The sequence below is a fragment of the Corynebacterium sp. AOP40-4SA-5 genome (assembly GCF_052377355.1).
Lineage (GTDB): Bacteria > Actinomycetota > Actinomycetes > Mycobacteriales > Mycobacteriaceae > Corynebacterium.
Genome location: NZ_JBQSWS010000017.1, coordinates 1 through 17,270 on the forward strand (window position 1 = coordinate 1; position 17,270 = coordinate 17,270).

Below are 17,270 nucleotides of genomic sequence, written 5' to 3' on the forward strand. Positions count from 1 at the left end.
GTTTGTTGGACGAAGTGTATACCAGGGCCCGGACATGAAACGCGCACGTGTTCGAACAGGGTGCACAAAAGAAGGCCCACCAGGCACGATACCTGGTGGGCCCAACCGGAGGAATCCGCTAGCGCGGGTCCGCGGCGGCGTCGACGTGCAGCACGGTCCGGCGCGAACCGGACACCCCGGCCGCCGGCCACTGGGCGGGATCCTCACCGGAGACGACCTCGCCGGCCGCCTCCCGCTTGGCCTCGCCGGTGACCAGCAGCCACACCTCGGAGGCGGTGGCGATGGCCTCACGGGTCAACGACACCCGCTCCGACGGCGGCTTCGGGCACTCACGCACCGCCACCACGGAGGTGCCCGCGGCGGGGGAGAGCTCGGCGGTGTGGGGGAACAGGGAGTTCACGTGCCCCTCCGGCCCCATGCCGAGCAGGTGCAGGTCGAAACCGTCCGGAGCGAAGGCGGCCACGGCCTCACCGTAGGCCTCCGCCGCAGCGTCCAACCCGGACCCGTCGACCGGCTCGTCGTCGCGGGGAACGCCCACGCGGTGGACGTTGGCCTCCGGGACGTCGACGTGGCAGAGCAGTTCGGCGTGCGCCAGGTCGTCGTTGCGCGCCGTGGCACCGGTGGTGCCGGTCGGCACGAAACGCTCGTCGCCGAAGAAGACGTGCACCTTCGCCCAGTCGATCGCGGTGACGGGGAAGGAGTCGGCGGACGCACGGGCGGCGTGGTCGAGGGCGGCGAGCTGGCGCAGCACCGCACCGCCGGCGCCACCGCCGGTCAGCACGATCCTGGCGAAACCGTCCTCGCTCACCCCACCGTCGCGCTGGACGCCGGCGACGAGATCCACGATGTCGCGGGCCACGCCGGCGGCCAGGGCGTCGCCGTCCTGCCAGCCGACGACCTCGAGGTTCCTGCCGCCGCTCACCGGGTGCTCTCCTGCGCGGAGAAGGGGATCGAGGCGGTCATGCCGTCACGCGGGGTCCGCACACGCGGCAGCCCGTGCAGGGCCTGGCCGAAGGCACGGTCGGGCTCCAGGTGACGCAGTTCCTCGGCGAGGCAGTCGCCGACCTGACGCCGCGCCAGGTTCACCAGGGTGTCCGTGCCCACGCCGGTGCTCACCCGCACCGAGCGGTGGTTGACGACGGCGAGCTCCACCGACCCGTTGGAGCAGGTGATCACCGTGCGCTGAATCGGGGACATCGGCTTGCCCTCGTCGTCGAGGGGGACCGCCGGCGAGCCGTCGGCGCACCGGGTCACCGGCACGTTGAGACGGTCGGCCAGCCACCCGGCGGCGATGTCCACCGCCGGGTCGTCCGCCGGTCCGGAGACCTCCGCGGACAGGAAGGTGTCGCCGACCCGCTGATCCAGCGCACTGGACAGCAGCCCGCGCCACGGGGTGATACGGCTCCACACCAGGTCGGAGTCACCGAGGGAGTAGCCGATGCGTCGGCGGAAGATCGCCTCGGCACCGCGTCCCGCCGCCGCGTCGGCGAAGCTGTCGGTGATCCGTCGGGTCGCCAGTGCGCCGAGGGAGTCGGCCGCCGGGTTGCGCGGAGAGGTGAACGGCCACCAGACGACCACCGGGGTGTCCGGCAGCAGCAGGGGCATCACCGCGTGGTCGGCGTGGTCGGCCAGTTCCCCGTGCAGGCGCATCAGGATCATCTCCGAGGCGCCCGCGGTACCGCCCAGGTGGATCGCCGCGTCCATGCTGACCTCGTCGGTCGAGCGGTCGTGCACGACGAAGATCACCCGGGCCGGGTGCTCACGTGAGGCGTCCACGGTGGCGTTGACCACCGTGTCCAGGTCCTCCTCGGAGCGCACCGACACGATCAGCGTGAGCACGCGGCCGGTGGCGATCTCGCCCCGGTCCTCACGCAGCTGGTGCAGCCGGTCGGTCAACTCGTGTGTGGTGGTGGTTCCCAGGTCGACGACCGCGGCGTGGTCGCCGGCGTCGGTGAACGTCTTCCATGGCATCAGGGACGCCTCCAATTCCTGCCGTGTCGGGACAGCATCCGGTCGGCCCCCGAAGGGCCCCAGGTGCCCGGGTCGTAGTCTTCGGGGCGTCCGGCGTCGGCCCAGTAGTTGAGCACCGGGTCCAGGATCCGCCAGGACTCCTCGACCTCCTCGTTGGTGGGGAAGAGGCTCGCCTCGTCCAGCAGGGCGTCGAGGATCAGCCGCTCGTAGGCCTCCGGCGACTGCTCGGTGAACGCCTCCGAGTAGGAGAAGTCCATGTTCACGTCGCGCACGTCCATCGCCGAGCCCGGCACCTTCGAGCCAAAGCGCAGCAGCACACCTTCGTCGGGCTGCACGCGGATCACGAGCACGTTGGACTGCTGTGCCTCGGTCTGCTCCGGGCTGAACGACTGGTGCGGGGCGTCCTTGAACACCAGGGCGATCTCGGTCACCCGACGGCCCAGACGCTTGCCGGTACGCAGGTAGAACGGCACACCGGCCCACCGCCGAGAGTTGATCTCGAAGGTCGCCGCCGCATAGGTCTCCGTCGTCGAGGACGGGTCGAAACCCTCCTCGTCGCGCAGTCCGGGGACGTGCTCGGAACCCTGCCACCCGGAGGTGTACTGGCCACGCGCGGTCGTCTGCGCGAAGGGCCCCACCGGGCGGGTGGCCTTGAGCACCTTGAGCTTCTCGGCCTTGAGCTCGTCGGGGGAGAAGGTCACCGGCTCGTCCATCGCCACCAGGGCCAGCAGCTGGAGCAGGTGGTTCTGCATCACGTCGCGGGCGGCACCGATGCCGTCGTAGTAGCCGGCACGCCCGCCCAGGCCGATGTCCTCGGCCATGGTGACCTGCACGTGATCGATGTAGCCGGAGCTGAACAGCGGCTCGAACATCTGGTTGGCGAAACGCAGCACCAGGATGTTCTGGACGGTCTCCTTGCCGAGGTAGTGGTCGATGCGGAACACCGAGGACTCCGGGAAGACGGAGTTCACGATCCGGTTGAGCTCGGTCGCGGACTCCTCGTCGTGGCCGAAGGGCTTTTCGATGACCACGCGCTTCCACCCGTCGGTCGAGTCGGCGAGACCCGAACGCTCCAGCTGGTTGCACACCTCGGAGAAGTACTGCGGCGGGACGGAGAGGTAGTAGGCCCAGTTTCCGCCGGTGCCACGCTCCTCGTCCATCTTCTTCGTCATCGCGGCGAGGTCGTCGAAGGCGGAGTCGGTGACGAAGTCGCCCTTGACGAACTGGATGCCTGCGGCGAGCTGCTCCCACACGGCCTGACGCCAGGGGGTACGCACCCGCTCGCGGACGGCGTCGAGCACCTCGGCCTCGAACTCCTCCTTCGTCCAGTCACGACGCCCGTAACCGATCAGGCTGAAGCCGGCCGGCAGCAGGCCCCGGTTGGCGAGGTCGTACACGGCGGGCAGGAGCTTACGGCGGGCCAGGTCGCCGGTGACCCCGAAGATCACCAGGCCGCTGGGCCCGGCGATCCGCGGGACGCGCCGGTCGGCGGCGTCGCGCAGCGGATTCTCCCACTGTGGTGACTCGGAGCTCACAGACGCTCCCCGATGGTGTCGAGAAGCTCCTGCCAGGAGCTGACGAACTTGTCGACGCCCTCGTGCTCCAGGACGAGGAAGACGTCCTTGAGGTCCACGCCGAGGTCCTCGAGGGCGGCGAAGATCTCGCGGGAGTCCTCGCCGGTGCCGCTGAGCGTGTCACCGGAGACCGTGGCGTGGTCCAGGGTGGCGTTGAGGGTGTCCTCCGGCATGGTGTTCACCGTGTCCGGTCCGACGAGGCCGGAGACGTACAGGGTGTCGGGGTAGTCGGGGTTCTTCACGCCGGTGGACGCCCACAGCGGACGCTGCGGGTGCGCGCCGGCGGCCTCGAGCTGCTGCCAGCGCGAGTCCTGGCGCAGCTCGGACTCGAAGGCCTCGTAGGCCAGGCGGGCGTTGGCGAGACCGGCCTTGCCGCGCACGGCCAGGGCCGCGGCGGTGCCGATCTCGTCGAGGCGACGGTCGATCTCGGTGTCCACGCGGGAGACGAAGAAGCTGGCCACCGAGTGGATCTTCGAGATGTCCTGGCCGTTGGCCTGGGCCTGGGCGATTCCCTCGACGAAGGCGGCGATGACCTGGCGGTAGCGCTCCACGCTGAAGATCAGGGTCACGTTCACGCTGATGCCGTCGGCGAGCACCTCGGTGATCGCCGGCAGGCACGCCTCGGTGGCGGGGATCTTGATCATCACGTTCTCGCGTGCGACGTCCATGTACAGCTGGCGTGCCTGCGCCACCGTGCCCTCGCGGTCGTCGGCGAGACCCGGGTCGACCTCGATGGAGACCCGGCCGTCGACGCCGTCGGAGGACTCGTAGACCTCGGAGAAGACGTCGCAGGCGTTGCGGACGTCCTGCACGGCCATGGAGAACACGGCGGCGGAGACGTCCGAGCCGGCGGCCTTGAGCTCGGCGACCTGGGCGTCGTAGGCGGTGCCGACGGACATGGCCTTGGCGAAGATCGCCGGGTTGGTGGTGACCCCGACGATGCCGGAGTCGGCGATGAGCTCGGCGAGGTTACCGGTGTCGAGACGGTCGCGGGACAGGTCGTCCAGCCACACGGAGGTTCCGGCGGCGGCGAGTTCGGTGACGTGGTTCACGGGTGATCAACCAACTTTCTACGAAATGGGTGCGTGGTTCTCTGGGGGTGTTAGAGGATGTCGCGGGCGGCGGTGGCGACCGCCTCAGCGGTGATGCCGAACTCGCGGTAGAGGGTCTTGTAGTCGGCGGAGGCGCCGAAGTGCTCCAGCGAGACGTTGCGTCCGGCGAAACCGGTGTAGCCCTTCCACGGCATCGCGATGCCCGCCTCGACGGACACGCGCGCCGTGACCCCGGACGGCAGGACGGACTCGCGGTACTCGGCGTCCTGCTGCTCGAACCACTCCATGCAGGGCACGGAGACGACGCGGGTGCCGATGCCCTCGGACTCCAGCGCGGCGGCCGCCTCGACGGCCAGCTGCACCTCGGAGCCCGAGCCCATCAGGATCACCTGCGGGGTCTCGGTGGACGACTCGACGAGCACGTAGGCACCGCGGGCGACACCCTCGGCGGCCTTCTCCTTCGAGCCCTCCAGCACCGGCACACCCTGACGGGTGAGGATCAGTGCCTTCGGAGCGGCCGGGGCCTTGAGTGCTGCGGACCACGCCTGGGCGGTCTCGTTGGCGTCCGCGGGACGGATCACCGAGAGGTTCGGGATGGCGCGCAGCGCGGCGAGGTGCTCGACGGGCTGGTGGGTCGGGCCGTCCTCGCCGAGGCCGATGGAGTCGTGCGTCCACACGTGGTAGACGTCGCTGCTCATCAGCGCGCCGAGGCGCACCGCGCCACGGGCGTAGTCGGAGAACTGCAGGAACGTCGCGCCGTAGGGACGCGTCGCGCCGTGCAGGGCGATGCCGTTGAGGATCGCGGCCATGCCGTGCTCGCGGATGCCGAAGTGCAGGTTACGGCCGTAGGGGGTCGCCGACCAGGCGTCGGTGGAGATGGACTCCGGGCCCACGCTCTTGTCGCCCTTGATGATGGTGTTGGTGGAGCCGGCGAGGTCGGCGGAGCCGCCCCACAGCTCCGGCAGCGTGGCGCCGAGGGCCTGCAGCGCGGCCTCGGAGGCCTTGCGGGTGGCCAGGTTGTCGCCGTCGTCCCAGGTGGGAAGCTCGGCGTCGAAACCCTCCGGGAGCTCGCGGGCGGCGATGCGCGCGTGCAGCGCGGCGGCCTCCGGGTTGCTCTGCGCCCAGGCGTCGAAGCCGTCCTGCCAGGAGGTGTGCGCCTCGCGGCCACGCTCCACGAGACCGCGGGCGTGCGCCAGGACCTCGTCCTCCACCGGGAAGTCGACGTCGGTGGGGAAGCCGAGGGCCTTCTTCACCCCGGCGATCTCCTCGCCGCCGAGGGCGGCGCCGTGGGCGGCACCGGTGTTCATCTTCGTCGGCGCCGGGTAGCCGATCACCGAACGCACGCGCACGAACGTCGGACGCACCGTGTCGGCCTTGGCCTCCTCGACGGCGACGAGGATGCCCGTCACGTCCTCCGCGTTGACCTCCAGGGTCTGCCAGCCGTAGGCCTCGTAGCGGGCCACGACGTCCTCGCCGAAGGCGATGTCGGTGTTGTCCTCGATGGAGATGCTGTTGTCGTCCCAGAAGACCACCAGGTTGCCCAGCTGCTGGGTGCCGGCGAAGGACGACGCCTCGGACGTCACGCCCTCCTGCAGGTCACCGTCGGAGGCGATGACGTAGATGTGGTGGTCGAACGGGGAGGTCCCCTCCGCCGCGGACGGGTCGAACAGACCGCGCTCACGGCGCGACGCCACGGCCATGCCCACGGCGGACGCCAGGCCCTGGCCGAGCGGGCCGGTGGTGATCTCCACACCGTCGGTGTGGCCGACCTCCGGGTGTCCCGGGGTCTTCGAGCCCCAGGTGCGCAGCGCCTTGAGGTCGTCGAGCTCCAGGCCGAAACCGCCGAGGTACAGCTGGATGTACTGCGTCAGCGAGCTGTGGCCGGCCGACAGGACGAAGCGGTCGCGCCCGGCCCAGTTGTGGTCGGACGGATCGTGGCGCAGGACGCGCTGGTACAGCGTGTACGCCAGGGGGGCGAGGGACATCGCGGTGCCCGGGTGGCCGGATCCGCAGTTCTCCACGGCGTCGGCCGCGAAGACGCGGACCGTGTCCACCGCACGGGTGTCCAACTCCGACCAGTCGTCCGGGTACTTCCGGACCGTACGGGCTTCGAGGTCCTTGGGGAGTGTCACGCTGGGTAGCCTTCCTGTCGTCGGGGGACATAAAGAGGACACGGGCGCGGTGACCACAGCTGGTCGCAGGACGCGGCCCGTGTAACCCCGACCAGTGTAGTGGGCGGAGGTCGACCGTGTCACTGGCGGATCACCGGCAGGCCCGGAGGCGACAGCGGTTTTCGGTCCCACCACCGGCTCGGGTAACCTGTCCGTTTGGCAGATCCGTGTGTCCCGACAACCAGGAACACACGGTGACGATGGCGTTTATGGAGGCGGACTGACCGGTGGACAAGATCAAGGCGTATATCTCGCTGACGAAACCCCGGGTCATCGAGCTGCTGCTTGTCGCCGCCATCCCGTCCATGCTCCAGGCGCAGCGCGGTGAGGTGAACCTCGGCCTGATCCTGCTGACACTGGTCGGCGGGTGGATGGGCGCCGCCGCGGCGAACACCTTCAACATGGTCGCCGACTACGACATCGACCAGAAGATGCGTCGCACGCACCGTAGGCCGCTGGCCAAGCACACGGTGAACAAGACCGAGGCCCGCATCTTCGCCTGGGCGCTGACCGTAGGCAGTGTGCTGTGGCTCGGCCTGCTGTGCCACTCGTGGCTGGCCGCCGGATTCATCCTGCTGACCATCTGGTTCTACATCTTCGTGTACACCAAGTGGCTCAAGCGTCGGACCTGGCAGAACGTGATCTGGGGCGGGGCGGCCGGCTGTATGCCGGTGATGGTCGGCTGGGCCACCGTGACCGAGGCCAACGGCGGTTCCTTCAACGCCGGCTGGGCGTCCTGGGGCCAGGCGCTGCTGCTGTTCCTGATCATCTTCTTCTGGACGCCGCCGCACACCTGGGCGCTGGGCATGCGCTACCGCGAGGACTACGAGGCCGCCGGCGTGCCGATGATGCCCGTCGTCAAGCCCCCGCTCGAGGTCACCCGCCAGATCCTCTGGTACACGTGGGCGACGGTGATCACATCGCTGCTGCTCGTCCCGGCGACCGGCTGGGTCTACGCCGTGGTGGCGCTGCTCAGCGGTGCGTGGTTCATCCTGCGCGCCCACGGGCTGCACAACGGGGTGAAGAAGGGCGTGAAGGTCAAGCCGATGAACCTCTTCTTCCTGTCGAACAACTATCTCTCGGTGCTCTTCGTGGGTCTGTCGGTGGACGCCGTCCTCGGCCTGGAGACCGTCAGCGAGATGCTCGGCCGCTAAGGGCCCCAACTCCAGCGTCCAACCCCACAGATCGGTCAGAGACCACCCTGTGGGGTTGTTCTCTGCCCGGCGCAATCACTGCATTCCGGTCCGGTCACTGGCAGTGACCGGACCGGAATGCAGTGATTGCGCCGTGGTGTGGGCACGAGCTACGTCGGGCTACTCGGAATCAGCGGACGCAGACCGGCCGTGGAGTACCGGTCACGGACACACATCTTGACCATCGACCGGGAGGGGACGGGGAGGGACACGAGAGAGGGCTGGAGGGCCCCGGCAACGAGCACCCCCCCCCCAGGTCGGTAGCACCGACCTGGGGGGATTGCCACGTGCCCGTGGGGAGTGTGGATGGGCGGGGACCACCGCCGGACGCTACGAGGCGTCCACTGTGTCCGCGGCGTCCTCGGTGTCGTAGTCGCGGTCCGCGGCGTCCTCGCCACGGCGGAAGCGCATCGCCCACAGCAGGCCCGTGGCGGCGGTCACGACCGCGGAGCCGAGGACGTGCGGCGGCACCGTCCAGCGCGGCACACCGAGGTTGTACTGCACCACGCCGACCACGCCCTGGATCACGATCCCCAGGATCAGCACCAGGGCGGCGGTCTTGATCCGACGGTCCACGTGCACGGCCAGCAGGCCGGCGAGCAGGCCGATGGTGATGCCCATGTACAGGTACATCGCGTGGGCGTGCATGTTGGCGATCTCGAACAGGGCGATCTGCAGTCGGTCGCCCTCCATGATCGCCTCGTCGCCGGCGTGCGGGCCGGAGCTGGTGGTCATCGTGCCGGTGACCAGTGTGATCGCCAGGCCGAGCGCCGAACCCCAGGTGGCCCACCGCAACGGCCGCGGCATGGTGGCGCGACGCGGGGCGTCGTCGTCCTCACCGATCTTGACGAGCATCACCGCAGCGAAGAAGACCAGCACCATCGAGGGCAGGAAGTGGGCCATCACGATCCACCACGCCAGGTCCAGGTGCACGGTGATGCCGCCGATGACCGCCTGGGCGATGATGCCGATGCCCTGCAGGAAGGCGATGTGCAGGATCGAGTTGCGACGGGCCGCCCGCAGGACCGTCAGGAAGGCCACCAGGGCGGCGACGATGAGAACGAAGGTCAGCATCCGGTTGCCGAACTCGATGGCCTGGTGGATCGCCGGGGTCGTCCCGGACTCCGGCACCAGCGAGCCGGGGTGGCACTGCGGCCAGGTGGGGCAGCCCAGACCCGAGCCGGTGACGCGCACCAGCGAACCGGTGAAGGTGATGCCGCCCTGGCAGACCATGAGGATGATCGCGTACAGGCGCTGGCGTTTCACCGTGGGCACCGGCGACCACGCGCACAGGGCGAGGATCGCGGCGTAGAAGCGCAGGAAGCCCCGGTTCACCGGGTTGGAGGTGTGTTGCACACGGTCGCGCATCGCCACCAGTGTGGTGTCCCTCACCCGGGGCACGACCCCGGGGTCCGTGCTGGTTGTCGGGCTGCCGTCCTGGGGTTTCTGCGAGACCTTCACGGTGTGCCAGTCTATCGCTACAGGGCGCGACGGCCGTAATCTGAACGGCTCAGTCGTCGGCTCAGTCGTCGTCCATGGTGAAGGAGAAGAACCGCACGGCCAGTGCGCCGCCCACCACACCCCAGGCGGCAAGGACGAGCAGGGCGGGCAGGTTCATCGTGCCGGCGGAGGCGTCCACCAGCCCGTCGGTCAGCGCCACGGACGGCAGGACGCGCAGTCCGGCGTGCACCGGGCCGGGCAGGTCGGTGTCCATCGCCGCGACGACGGCGGCCCCCATGAGCACGAACCAGATCGTGTTGCCGAGTGCGAGCACCAGTTCGGAGCTCAGCGTCCCGCCGAGCAGCAGTCCCAGGGCGGTGAAGGTGGCCACGCCCACGAGGATGAACAGGGCCGCGGGCAGGGCGCCGGCCGCGCTCGGCGACCAGCCCAGCAGCAGCGCCACGGCGGTGAGGACGACGAGCTGCACGAGCACCGCGGCGCCCACGGCCATGATCTTGCCCGCGATCAGGACGCGGCGCGGAACGCCGCACGCGCCGATGCGTTTCAGCGCCCCGTAGCGTCGGTCGAAGGCCACGGCGATGGCCTGTCCGGTGAACCCGGCGCTCATCAGCGCGATGCCCACGGTCATCGGGTACACGTTCTGCACCGCGTCGTCCAGCGGGACCACGGGGATCAGGCTCAGGGCCACGAGCAGGCCCAGCGGGATCACCAGCGACAGCAGCTGCTGTTCGCCGTGGCGCAGGAAGAGCAGCGTCTCGATGCGGGCCTGGGCCAGCAGCATCCGCCCGGTCGGCGCCTGGTGCGGGTCGGGCGTGAACTGGCCGGGGGCGAAACGCCCGGAGGTCTGACGGGACCGGATCATGCGCGGATCTCCCTTCCGGTGATGTCGAGGAACACGCTCTCCAGGCTGCGCTGGTCGACCTCCAGGGAGGTCACGAGCACGTCCTGGCGGGCTGCCTCGGCGGTGATCTCGGCGACGAGCGCGGGGGTCACCGTCGCGGACACGGAGATCCGCGCGGGCCGGGTCACCGAGACGGTGGCGCCGGACGGTGCGAGCCGTTCGGCCAGGGCCGCCACGTCCAGCTCGCGGTCGGTGCACACGGTGACGCGCGGGTCGGAGGTGCTGGTGAGCTCGCTGATCGTGCCCTGGGCCACCGCCTTGCCGTGGTCGATGATGACCACGTGGTCGGCGAGCGCCTCGGCCTCGTCCATGAGGTGGGTGGTGAGCACCACCGACACCCCGTCGCCGCGCAGCGCGGTGATCAGGTCCCACACCGCCAGGCGCGACTGGGCGTCCAGCCCCGCGGTCGGTTCGTCGAGGAAGACCAGCTCGGGACGTCCCACCAGGGCCAGCGCCAGCGAGAGGCGCTGCTGCTGGCCGCCGGACAGGCGGCGGTAGCTGGACTTCTCGTGGCCGGTCAGGCCCACGGTCTCGAGCAGCCAGGCCGGGTCGAGGGGGTCGGCGGAGTAGGACGCCGCGAGGTCGAGCATCTCGCCGACGCGGATGCCCGGGTACGCCCCGCCGCCCTGCAGCATCACGCCGATGCGTCCGCGCAGCCGGTCGGTGTCGCGCGAGGGGTCGGTGCCGAGCACCTCGACGGTGCCCTCGTCGGGGGCCAGGAAGCCCTCGCACATCTCCACCGTCGTCGTCTTGCCCGCCCCGTTGGGGCCCAGCAGGGCAAGGACCTCGGCCTGCCCGACGGTGAGGTCCAGGCCGTCCACCGCGGTGACGTCCCCGTACCTCTTGACGACCCCGCGTAAACGGAGTGCAGCCCGGCTGCCCGCGTCCTTCCCTGCGCTAACCACGGTGCCAGAGTCTATCCGTTGCGCTGACGGCGTTGGTAAAGCAGCCAGCCCACCACCATGAACACCACCGAGAACAGCGCCGACATCAGGTACATCACCGCCACCGTCGCCGGCGGCAGGTTCAGCCCGCGCGGCAGGATGAAGTAGCTCAGGATCGCCGAGTAGGCCACCACGGCCACCCGGAACGTGCCGCGGTTGGCCCACGCCGCCAGCGGCATCACCGCCCACAGCACGTACCAGGGGTGCACCACGGGGAAGAAGACGACGAGGAAGAAGGTCGCCACGCCCAGCCCGCCGACGGGGTGCACGCGTCCGCGGAAGGACGCCCACAGCATGCGCACCACCCAGAACCCGCCGATCATCAACCCGATCAGCCGGGCGGTGGACAGGGCGGCGTCGGTGTGGTCGCCCAGCCCCAGCCACATGCCGCTGTTCGCGGTGAGCAGGCCGATGTCGGTGGTCACCGACATCCAGCTGATCACCTCGGTCGCCCCGCCCTGCACGGTGATCCAGCCGAAGCCGAGCCCGGAGGCCAGCGACACGGCGACGACCACCACGCCCGTGCCGACGGCGTAGATCGCCGCGGCGGCGAAGAGGTCGCGGAAGCGTCCCCCGAGGTAGCGGGCCAGTGCCACGCCGACGAAGCCGAGGGCGAGGAAGGCGGTGACCTTGACCATGCCCGCCGCACTGATCAGCACGATGCCGGACGCACCCCACAGCCACCGGCGCACGGCCGGCACCGGGCCGGCGTCCACCGCGCGCAGGCCGCACTCCACGCCGGCGAGCAGCATGCCCATCATCACCGACTCGTTGTGCACCCCGGCGACCAGGTGCAGGTAGACCAGCGGGTTGAGGATGCCCAGCCACAACGCCGCCTGCGGGTGCACACCGCAGCGGCGCGCCAGACGCACCACCGCCCACGCCGCCACGAACACGCCGACCACGGAGATCAGCCGGTGGGCGATCACCCCGAGGGCGATGACGTCGCCGGTGAGCTTCGAGATCACCGCCGCCATTCCCACGGCGACCGGGCCGTAGGGGGCGGGGGAGTGCGACCACTCGAAGGGCACGGAGCGGGCCAGGTCGTTGTCCACGCCGAGCAGGTCCACCGGCCCGGCGGAGTAGGGGTCCATCCCCTGGGCTGCGATGGATCCCTGGGCCAGGTAGGAGTAGATGTCCTGGGTGAACATCGGTGCGGTGGCCAGCAACGGCAGCACCCACAGCACGCCGATGCGCACCAGCGACGCCGTCGGCAGCAACGGCACGTCGGCGTCCCGCCGTGGCACGCAGTAGCGCCAGAGCAGCAGCCACCCCACGATCAGCAGACTGATGCCCACGAAGACCGCAACGGTGGTGGTGTGCAGCATGCGGGAGAGGAATCCGCTGATCGGCAACGACCACAGGGTGTTGCCGACCACGGGCAGCGCCCCGGCACCCACGCCGCCGACGGCGATCAATACCGAGCCGATGATGCCGGTGAACACGCCGAGCCGCAGGCGCAGCAGTTCACCGCCGGTGAAACGGCGGACGGGGGCCGCCGGGCTGGTGGTGTGCAGGGTGGCACTGCGCGAGCCGGCGGTGCCGATGTTCGGCAGCAGGCCGAACATCCGGGTCAGGCCACGTCCCCCCGCCTGCCGCCGCTCCGGGGACTCCTGTGCCGGGTCGTCGGTCACAGGGCTCTCGGAGGGGGGTGGCTGAGTCACACCGGCATTCTACGGGTCGGGCCGCGTGGACCGTGGCAGACACCCTGCCGTTGCGAAAATAGGACTGTCGGTAGAGCAGAGAAACAACAGGTCAGCCTGCCCTTATTAGACAACGGGAATGATTTACGCGACACTCGTGTTGTCTAATCATGACCCGCTGCCACAACTGTCGTCGAGGAGGGAACAGCTCATGAGCGAACGGGACACCCGTCGTGAAGTTCTGGCGCAGATCCTCCGGAACGGTCCGGTCAGCGCCACCGACATCAGCGACGCGCTCGGACTGAGCGCCGCCGGTGTGCGACGGCACCTGGACAACATCGTCTCGGACGGTCTCGCGGAGACCGTGGAGGCCCCGCGGTCGGCCAACGGCCGCACGCGCGGCCGCCCGGCCAGGCAGTACCGCCTGACCGACGCGGGACGCGGACGTTTCGGCCATGATTACGACACACTCGCGCTCCTGGCCCTGCGGGCCCTCCGGGAGACCGGAGGGGACGACGCGGTCGCGGCGTTCGCCGACCAGCGCATGCAGGAACTGTTCGGGTCGGTGGAGGACGACGAGTCCGGGGACGCCCCCGGGGCCGTGGTGGACCGCGCCGGACGCATCGCCGAGGCGTTGACGGACCGCGGTTACGCCGCGACGGTCAACGAGGCCGCGACCGGCGTGCAGATCTGCCGCCACCACTGTCCGATCCAGGACGTCGCCCACGAGTTCCCCGAACTCTGCGCGGCGGAGCACCGGGTGGTCACCGAACTCCTCGGCCACCACACCCAACCACTGGCGACCATCGCCGACGGCAACGGAATATGCACGACCCACATCCCGCTGACCACAATCCACCCTTCATCCACGAAGGAGAGCTGACATGACTCAAGCTGCACAACTACCTGACAACAAGCCCCAGAATGCGCCCCAGAACGCACCGCAGACCGATGACGAGATCATCGACTCGATCGGTGCCTACGGCTACGGCTGGCACGACTCGGACGCCGCGGGTGCCGCGGCCGAGCGTGGCCTGTCCGAGGCCGTGGTGAGGGACATCTCCGCCAAGAAGAACGAGCCCGAGTGGATGCTCGAACGTCGTCTCAAGGCGCTGAGCACCTTCGACCGCAAGCCGATGCCGACCTGGGGTGCCGACCTCGGCGGGATCGACTTCGACAACATCAAGTACTTCGTGCGTTCCACGGAGAAGCAGGCCCAGACCTGGGAGGACCTGCCGGACGACATCAAGGAGACCTACGACAAGCTGGGTATCCCCGAGGCGGAGAAGCAGCGTCTGGTCGCCGGTGTGGCCGCGCAGTACGAGTCGGAGGTCGTCTACCACCAGATCCGAGAGGACCTGGAGAGCCAGGGCGTGATCTTCCTGGACACCGACTCCGCCCTCAAGGAGTACCCGGAGCTGTTCAAGGAGCACTTCGGCACCGTCATCCCCGCCGGTGACAACAAGTTCTCCGCCCTGAACACCGCCGTGTGGTCCGGTGGCTCGTTCATCTACGTGCCCAAGGGCGTGCACGTCGACATCCCGCTGCAGGCCTACTTCCGGATCAACACCGAGAACATGGGCCAGTTCGAGCGCACGCTGATCATCGTCGACGAGGACGCCTACGTCCACTACGTCGAGGGTTGCACCGCGCCGATCTACAAGTCGGACTCCCTGCACTCCGCGGTCGTGGAGATCGTGGTGAAGAAGGGCGGTCGTTGCCGCTACACGACCATCCAGAACTGGTCGAACAACGTCTACAACCTGGTCACCAAGCGCACCCGTGCCGAGGAGGGCGCCACCATGGAGTGGGTCGACGGCAACATCGGCTCCAAGGTGACCATGAAGTACCCCGCGGTGTGGATGACCGGTCCGCACGCCAAGGGTGAGGTGCTCTCCGTGGCCTTCGCCGGCGAGAACCAGGTGCAGGACACGGGCGCGAAGATGGTGCACATGGCGCCGTACACCTCCAGCAACATCGTCTCGAAGTCGGTGGCGCGTTCCGGTGGCCGTGCCGCCTACCGCGGTCTGGTGCAGATCAACAAGGAGGCGCACCACTCCAAGGCGAACGTGGAGTGCGACGCCCTGCTGGTCGACTCGATCTCGCGGTCGGACACATACCCCTACAACGACATCCGCAACGACCACGTGACCCTCGGCCACGAGGCGACGGTCTCGCAGGTGTCCGAGGACCAGCTGTTCTACCTCATGAGCCGCGGGCTCGAGGAGGACGAGGCGATGGCGATGATCGTGCGCGGCTTCGTCGAGCCGATCGCCAAGGAACTCCCGATGGAGTACGCCCTGGAGCTCAACCGACTGATCGAACTGCAGATGGAAGGATCCGTGGGTTAACCGATGACCACACCTGTCACCACCCCTGAAGACAACGCCGTCACCCCGGCGAACAGCATGCCGACGAAGGGCGACCGCTACCAGTCGGCCGACCCGGCGTCGTTCCCCGTGCCGCACGGCAAGGACGAGGACTGGCGGTTCACGCCGCTGCGTCGTCTGCGTGGCCTGGAGGACACCTCGGCGGGCAAGGCCGCACCGGCGGCCCGCACGAAGATCTCCGTGGACACCGGCGACCAGGACGGCGTGAGCTACTCCGAGCTCGCCATGGACGACGAGCGCACCGGACGCGCCGGCCTGCCGGTCGACCGTCCCGCGGCGGAGGCCTGGGTCAACAGCCCGGTCGCCGACCACGTGCTGGTCGCCAAGGACACCGTCCTGGCCGAGCCGGTCACCGTGACCGTCACCGGTTCCGGTGACGAGGTGACCACCTACGGCACCACCGTCATCGAGCTGGAGCCCCACGCCGAGGCGATCGTGGTGCTGCGGTACCAGGGCGAGGGTGCGCACTCCGACAACCTGGAGTTCGTCGTCGGCGACGGCGCCCGCCTGACCACCGTGGTGTGGGAGGACTGGGGCCGCACCGCGGTGCACCTGTCCAACTCGCACATCCTCGTCGGACGCGACGCGACGGTGCGCCACACCGTGGCGACCTTCGGCGGCGACGTCGTCCGCTCCGTGCCGCACGTGCGGTTCACCGGCCCCGGCGGCGACGCCGAGCTGCTGGGCGTGTCCTTCGCCGACGCCGGCCAGTACTTCGAGCAGCGCCTGCTGGTCGACCATAGCGAGCCGAACTGCCGCTCCAACGTGCTCTACAAGTCCGCGCTGCAGGGCGAGACCGGGCGCCACGGGTCCGAGGCCCGCACCGTGTGGATCGGTGACGTGCTGATCCGTCCGGAGGCGACCGGCACGGACACCTACGAGACGAACAAGAACCTGGTGCTCACCGAGGGTGCGCGTGCCGACGCGGTGCCGAACCTGGAGATCCAGACGGGCGAGATCGTCGGTGCCGGCCACGCCGCCACCGTCGGACGCTTCGACGACGAGCACATGTTCTACCTGATGTCGCGCGGCATCCCGGACGACGAGGCCCGCCGTCTGATCATCCGCGGCTTCTTCACCGACGTCATCCGTCGCGTCCCCGTCGACGGCGTCCGCGAGAACCTCGAGGACGTCGTCGAGCAGGAACTCGCCAACACGGTCCTCTGATCCACCCCACACCCCGGTAAGGAACTAGAAAGAACAATGAGCACTCTCGAGATCAAGAACCTGCACGCACAGGTCGTCCCCCAGGACGAGAACGAGGATCCCAAGCCGATCCTCCACGGTGTGAACCTCACCGTGAACTCCGGCGAGACCCACGCCATCATGGGCCCGAACGGCTCCGGCAAGTCCACGCTGTCCTACGCCATCGCCGGTCACCCGCGTTACGAGATCACCGAGGGCGAGGTGCTGCTCGACGGGGAGAACCTGCTGGACATGGACGTCTCCGAGCGCGCCCGCGCCGGCCTGTTCCTCGCCATGCAGTACCCGGTCGAGGTCCCCGGTGTGTCGATGGCCAACTTCCTGCGCTCCTCGGCCACCGCTGTGCGCGGCGAGGCCCCGAAGCTGCGCCAGTGGGTCAAGGAGGCGCGCACCGCCATGGACGAGCTGGAGATCGACCCGGCGTTCTCCGAGCGTTCGGTCAACGAGGGTTTCTCCGGCGGCGAGAAGAAGCGCCACGAGATCCTGCAGCTCTCCCTGCTCAAGCCGAAGTTCGCCATCCTCGACGAGACCGACTCCGGCCTCGACGTGGACGCGCTGCGCACCGTCTCCGAGGGCATCAACCGGTACAAGGAGCGTGAGGACGGTGGCCTGATCATGATCACCCACTACCAGCGCATCCTGAACTACGTGAAGCCCGACTTCGTGCACGTCTTCGCCAAGGGACGCGTCGTGGAGTCCGGCGGCCCCGAGCTCGCCCAGGAGCTCGAGGAGCACGGCTACGAGCGATTCACCGCAAAGGCCTGATA

General features: G+C 69.2%; 14 protein-coding genes. 5 read left to right on the forward strand and 9 right to left on the reverse strand.

Translation table 11 applies throughout. The annotated features are described in order from the left end of the window. Nucleotides 1-118: 118 nt before the first annotated feature. Genes pgl through tkt form a run of 5 tightly spaced genes read right to left on the reverse strand, consistent with a single transcriptional unit; the run spans nucleotide 119 to nucleotide 6,729 of the window. The gene (gene pgl, locus ACT3S3_RS10650; RefSeq protein WP_301443287.1) at nucleotides 119-922 is read right to left on the reverse strand and encodes a 6-phosphogluconolactonase; all 804 of its coding nucleotides are present in this window, start codon (nucleotides 920-922) and stop codon (nucleotides 119-121) included. Next, a complete protein-coding gene (locus ACT3S3_RS10655) occupies nucleotides 919-1,971 on the reverse strand; it encodes a glucose-6-phosphate dehydrogenase assembly protein OpcA (protein WP_301443286.1) in 1,053 nt (350 codons plus the stop codon). Before ACT3S3_RS10655 ends, pgl begins: the two co-directional genes overlap by 4 nt. Continuing rightward, nucleotides 1,971-3,506: a glucose-6-phosphate dehydrogenase gene (gene zwf / locus ACT3S3_RS10660; RefSeq protein ID WP_301443285.1), complete on the reverse strand. Its 1,536-nt coding sequence runs from the start codon at nucleotides 3,504-3,506 to the stop codon at nucleotides 1,971-1,973. Before zwf ends, ACT3S3_RS10655 begins: the two co-directional genes overlap by 1 nt. Next, nucleotides 3,503-4,597 carry a transaldolase gene (gene tal / locus ACT3S3_RS10665; RefSeq protein WP_301443284.1) on the reverse strand — a complete coding sequence of 365 codons (1,095 nt, stop codon included), beginning with the start codon at nucleotides 4,595-4,597 and terminating at the stop codon, nucleotides 3,503-3,505. Before tal ends, zwf begins: the two co-directional genes overlap by 4 nt. 50 nt (nucleotides 4,598-4,647) lie before the next feature. Continuing rightward, nucleotides 4,648-6,729 (reverse strand): transketolase, encoded by a 2,082-nt coding sequence (tkt, locus tag ACT3S3_RS10670; RefSeq protein ID WP_444626756.1) that lies wholly within the window; start codon nucleotides 6,727-6,729, stop codon nucleotides 4,648-4,650. Between the two features lie 266 nt (nucleotides 6,730-6,995). On the opposite strand from tkt, the gene ACT3S3_RS10675 reads away from it, so the two are divergent. Continuing rightward, nucleotides 6,996-7,922: a heme o synthase gene (locus ACT3S3_RS10675; RefSeq protein WP_301443282.1), complete on the forward strand. Its 927-nt coding sequence runs from the start codon at nucleotides 6,996-6,998 to the stop codon at nucleotides 7,920-7,922. A gap of 369 nt (nucleotides 7,923-8,291) precedes the next feature. On the opposite strand, the gene ACT3S3_RS10680 is transcribed toward ACT3S3_RS10675, so the two are convergent. The 4 genes from ACT3S3_RS10680 to mptB form a co-directional block, all read right to left on the reverse strand. Next, a complete protein-coding gene (locus tag ACT3S3_RS10680) occupies nucleotides 8,292-9,329 on the reverse strand; it encodes a COX15/CtaA family protein (protein WP_301443554.1) in 1,038 nt (345 codons plus the stop codon). Between the two features lie 154 nt (nucleotides 9,330-9,483). Then, complete coding sequence (locus ACT3S3_RS10685) at nucleotides 9,484-10,284, reverse strand: ABC transporter permease (RefSeq protein ID WP_301443552.1); 801 nt, start codon at nucleotides 10,282-10,284, stop codon at nucleotides 9,484-9,486. Beyond that, entirely contained in the window at nucleotides 10,281-11,228 is a 948-nt protein-coding gene (locus tag ACT3S3_RS10690; protein WP_301443551.1) for an ABC transporter ATP-binding protein, read from the reverse strand. The genes ACT3S3_RS10685 and ACT3S3_RS10690 overlap by 4 nt, the downstream gene beginning before the upstream one ends. Nucleotides 11,229-11,239: 11 nt before the next feature. Continuing rightward, on the reverse strand, nucleotides 11,240-12,931 hold the full coding sequence (gene mptB, locus ACT3S3_RS10695) for a polyprenol phosphomannose-dependent alpha 1,6 mannosyltransferase MptB (protein WP_444626757.1): 1,692 nt from the start codon (nucleotides 12,929-12,931) through the stop codon (nucleotides 11,240-11,242). 190 nt (nucleotides 12,932-13,121) lie between these two features. Here mptB and ACT3S3_RS10700 point away from each other — a divergent pair, with 190 nt between their 5' ends. Genes ACT3S3_RS10700 through sufC form a run of 4 tightly spaced genes read left to right on the forward strand, consistent with a single transcriptional unit; the run spans nucleotide 13,122 to nucleotide 17,268 of the window. Next, nucleotides 13,122-13,793, forward strand: coding sequence for a helix-turn-helix transcriptional regulator (locus ACT3S3_RS10700; RefSeq protein WP_301443550.1), 672 nt, complete (start codon nucleotides 13,122-13,124; stop codon nucleotides 13,791-13,793). A 1-nt stretch (nucleotide 13,794) separates the two neighbouring features. Then, entirely contained in the window at nucleotides 13,795-15,261 is a 1,467-nt protein-coding gene (gene sufB, locus ACT3S3_RS10705) for a Fe-S cluster assembly protein SufB (RefSeq protein WP_441579381.1), read from the forward strand. 3 nt (nucleotides 15,262-15,264) lie between these two features. Then, on the forward strand, nucleotides 15,265-16,467 hold the full coding sequence (gene sufD, locus ACT3S3_RS10710) for a Fe-S cluster assembly protein SufD (protein ID WP_301442675.1): 1,203 nt from the start codon (nucleotides 15,265-15,267) through the stop codon (nucleotides 16,465-16,467). A 36-nt stretch (nucleotides 16,468-16,503) separates the two neighbouring features. Then, nucleotides 16,504-17,268 carry a Fe-S cluster assembly ATPase SufC gene (gene sufC / locus ACT3S3_RS10715; RefSeq protein WP_444626759.1) on the forward strand — a complete coding sequence of 255 codons (765 nt, stop codon included), beginning with the start codon at nucleotides 16,504-16,506 and terminating at the stop codon, nucleotides 17,266-17,268. Nucleotides 17,269-17,270 lie beyond the last annotated feature (2 nt).

What these genes read in the sequence shown, in the direction of transcription:
- ACT3S3_RS10655 (WP_301443286.1), bottom strand. Translation starts at nt 1,971, where the DNA reads ATGCCATGGAAGACGTTCACCGACGCCGGCGACCACGCCGCGGTCGTC.
- ACT3S3_RS10680 (WP_301443554.1), bottom strand. Translation starts at nt 9,329, where the DNA reads ATGCGCGACCGTGTGCAACACACCTCCAACCCGGTGAACCGGGGCTTC.
- ACT3S3_RS10685 (WP_301443552.1), bottom strand. Translation starts at nt 10,284, where the DNA reads ATGATCCGGTCCCGTCAGACCTCCGGGCGTTTCGCCCCCGGCCAGTTC.
- ACT3S3_RS10700 (WP_301443550.1), top strand. Translation starts at nt 13,122, where the DNA reads ATGAGCGAACGGGACACCCGTCGTGAAGTTCTGGCGCAGATCCTCCGG.
- sufB (WP_441579381.1), top strand. Translation starts at nt 13,795, where the DNA reads ATGACTCAAGCTGCACAACTACCTGACAACAAGCCCCAGAATGCGCCC.
- sufD (WP_301442675.1), top strand. Translation starts at nt 15,265, where the DNA reads ATGACCACACCTGTCACCACCCCTGAAGACAACGCCGTCACCCCGGCG.
- sufC (WP_444626759.1), top strand. Translation starts at nt 16,504, where the DNA reads ATGAGCACTCTCGAGATCAAGAACCTGCACGCACAGGTCGTCCCCCAG.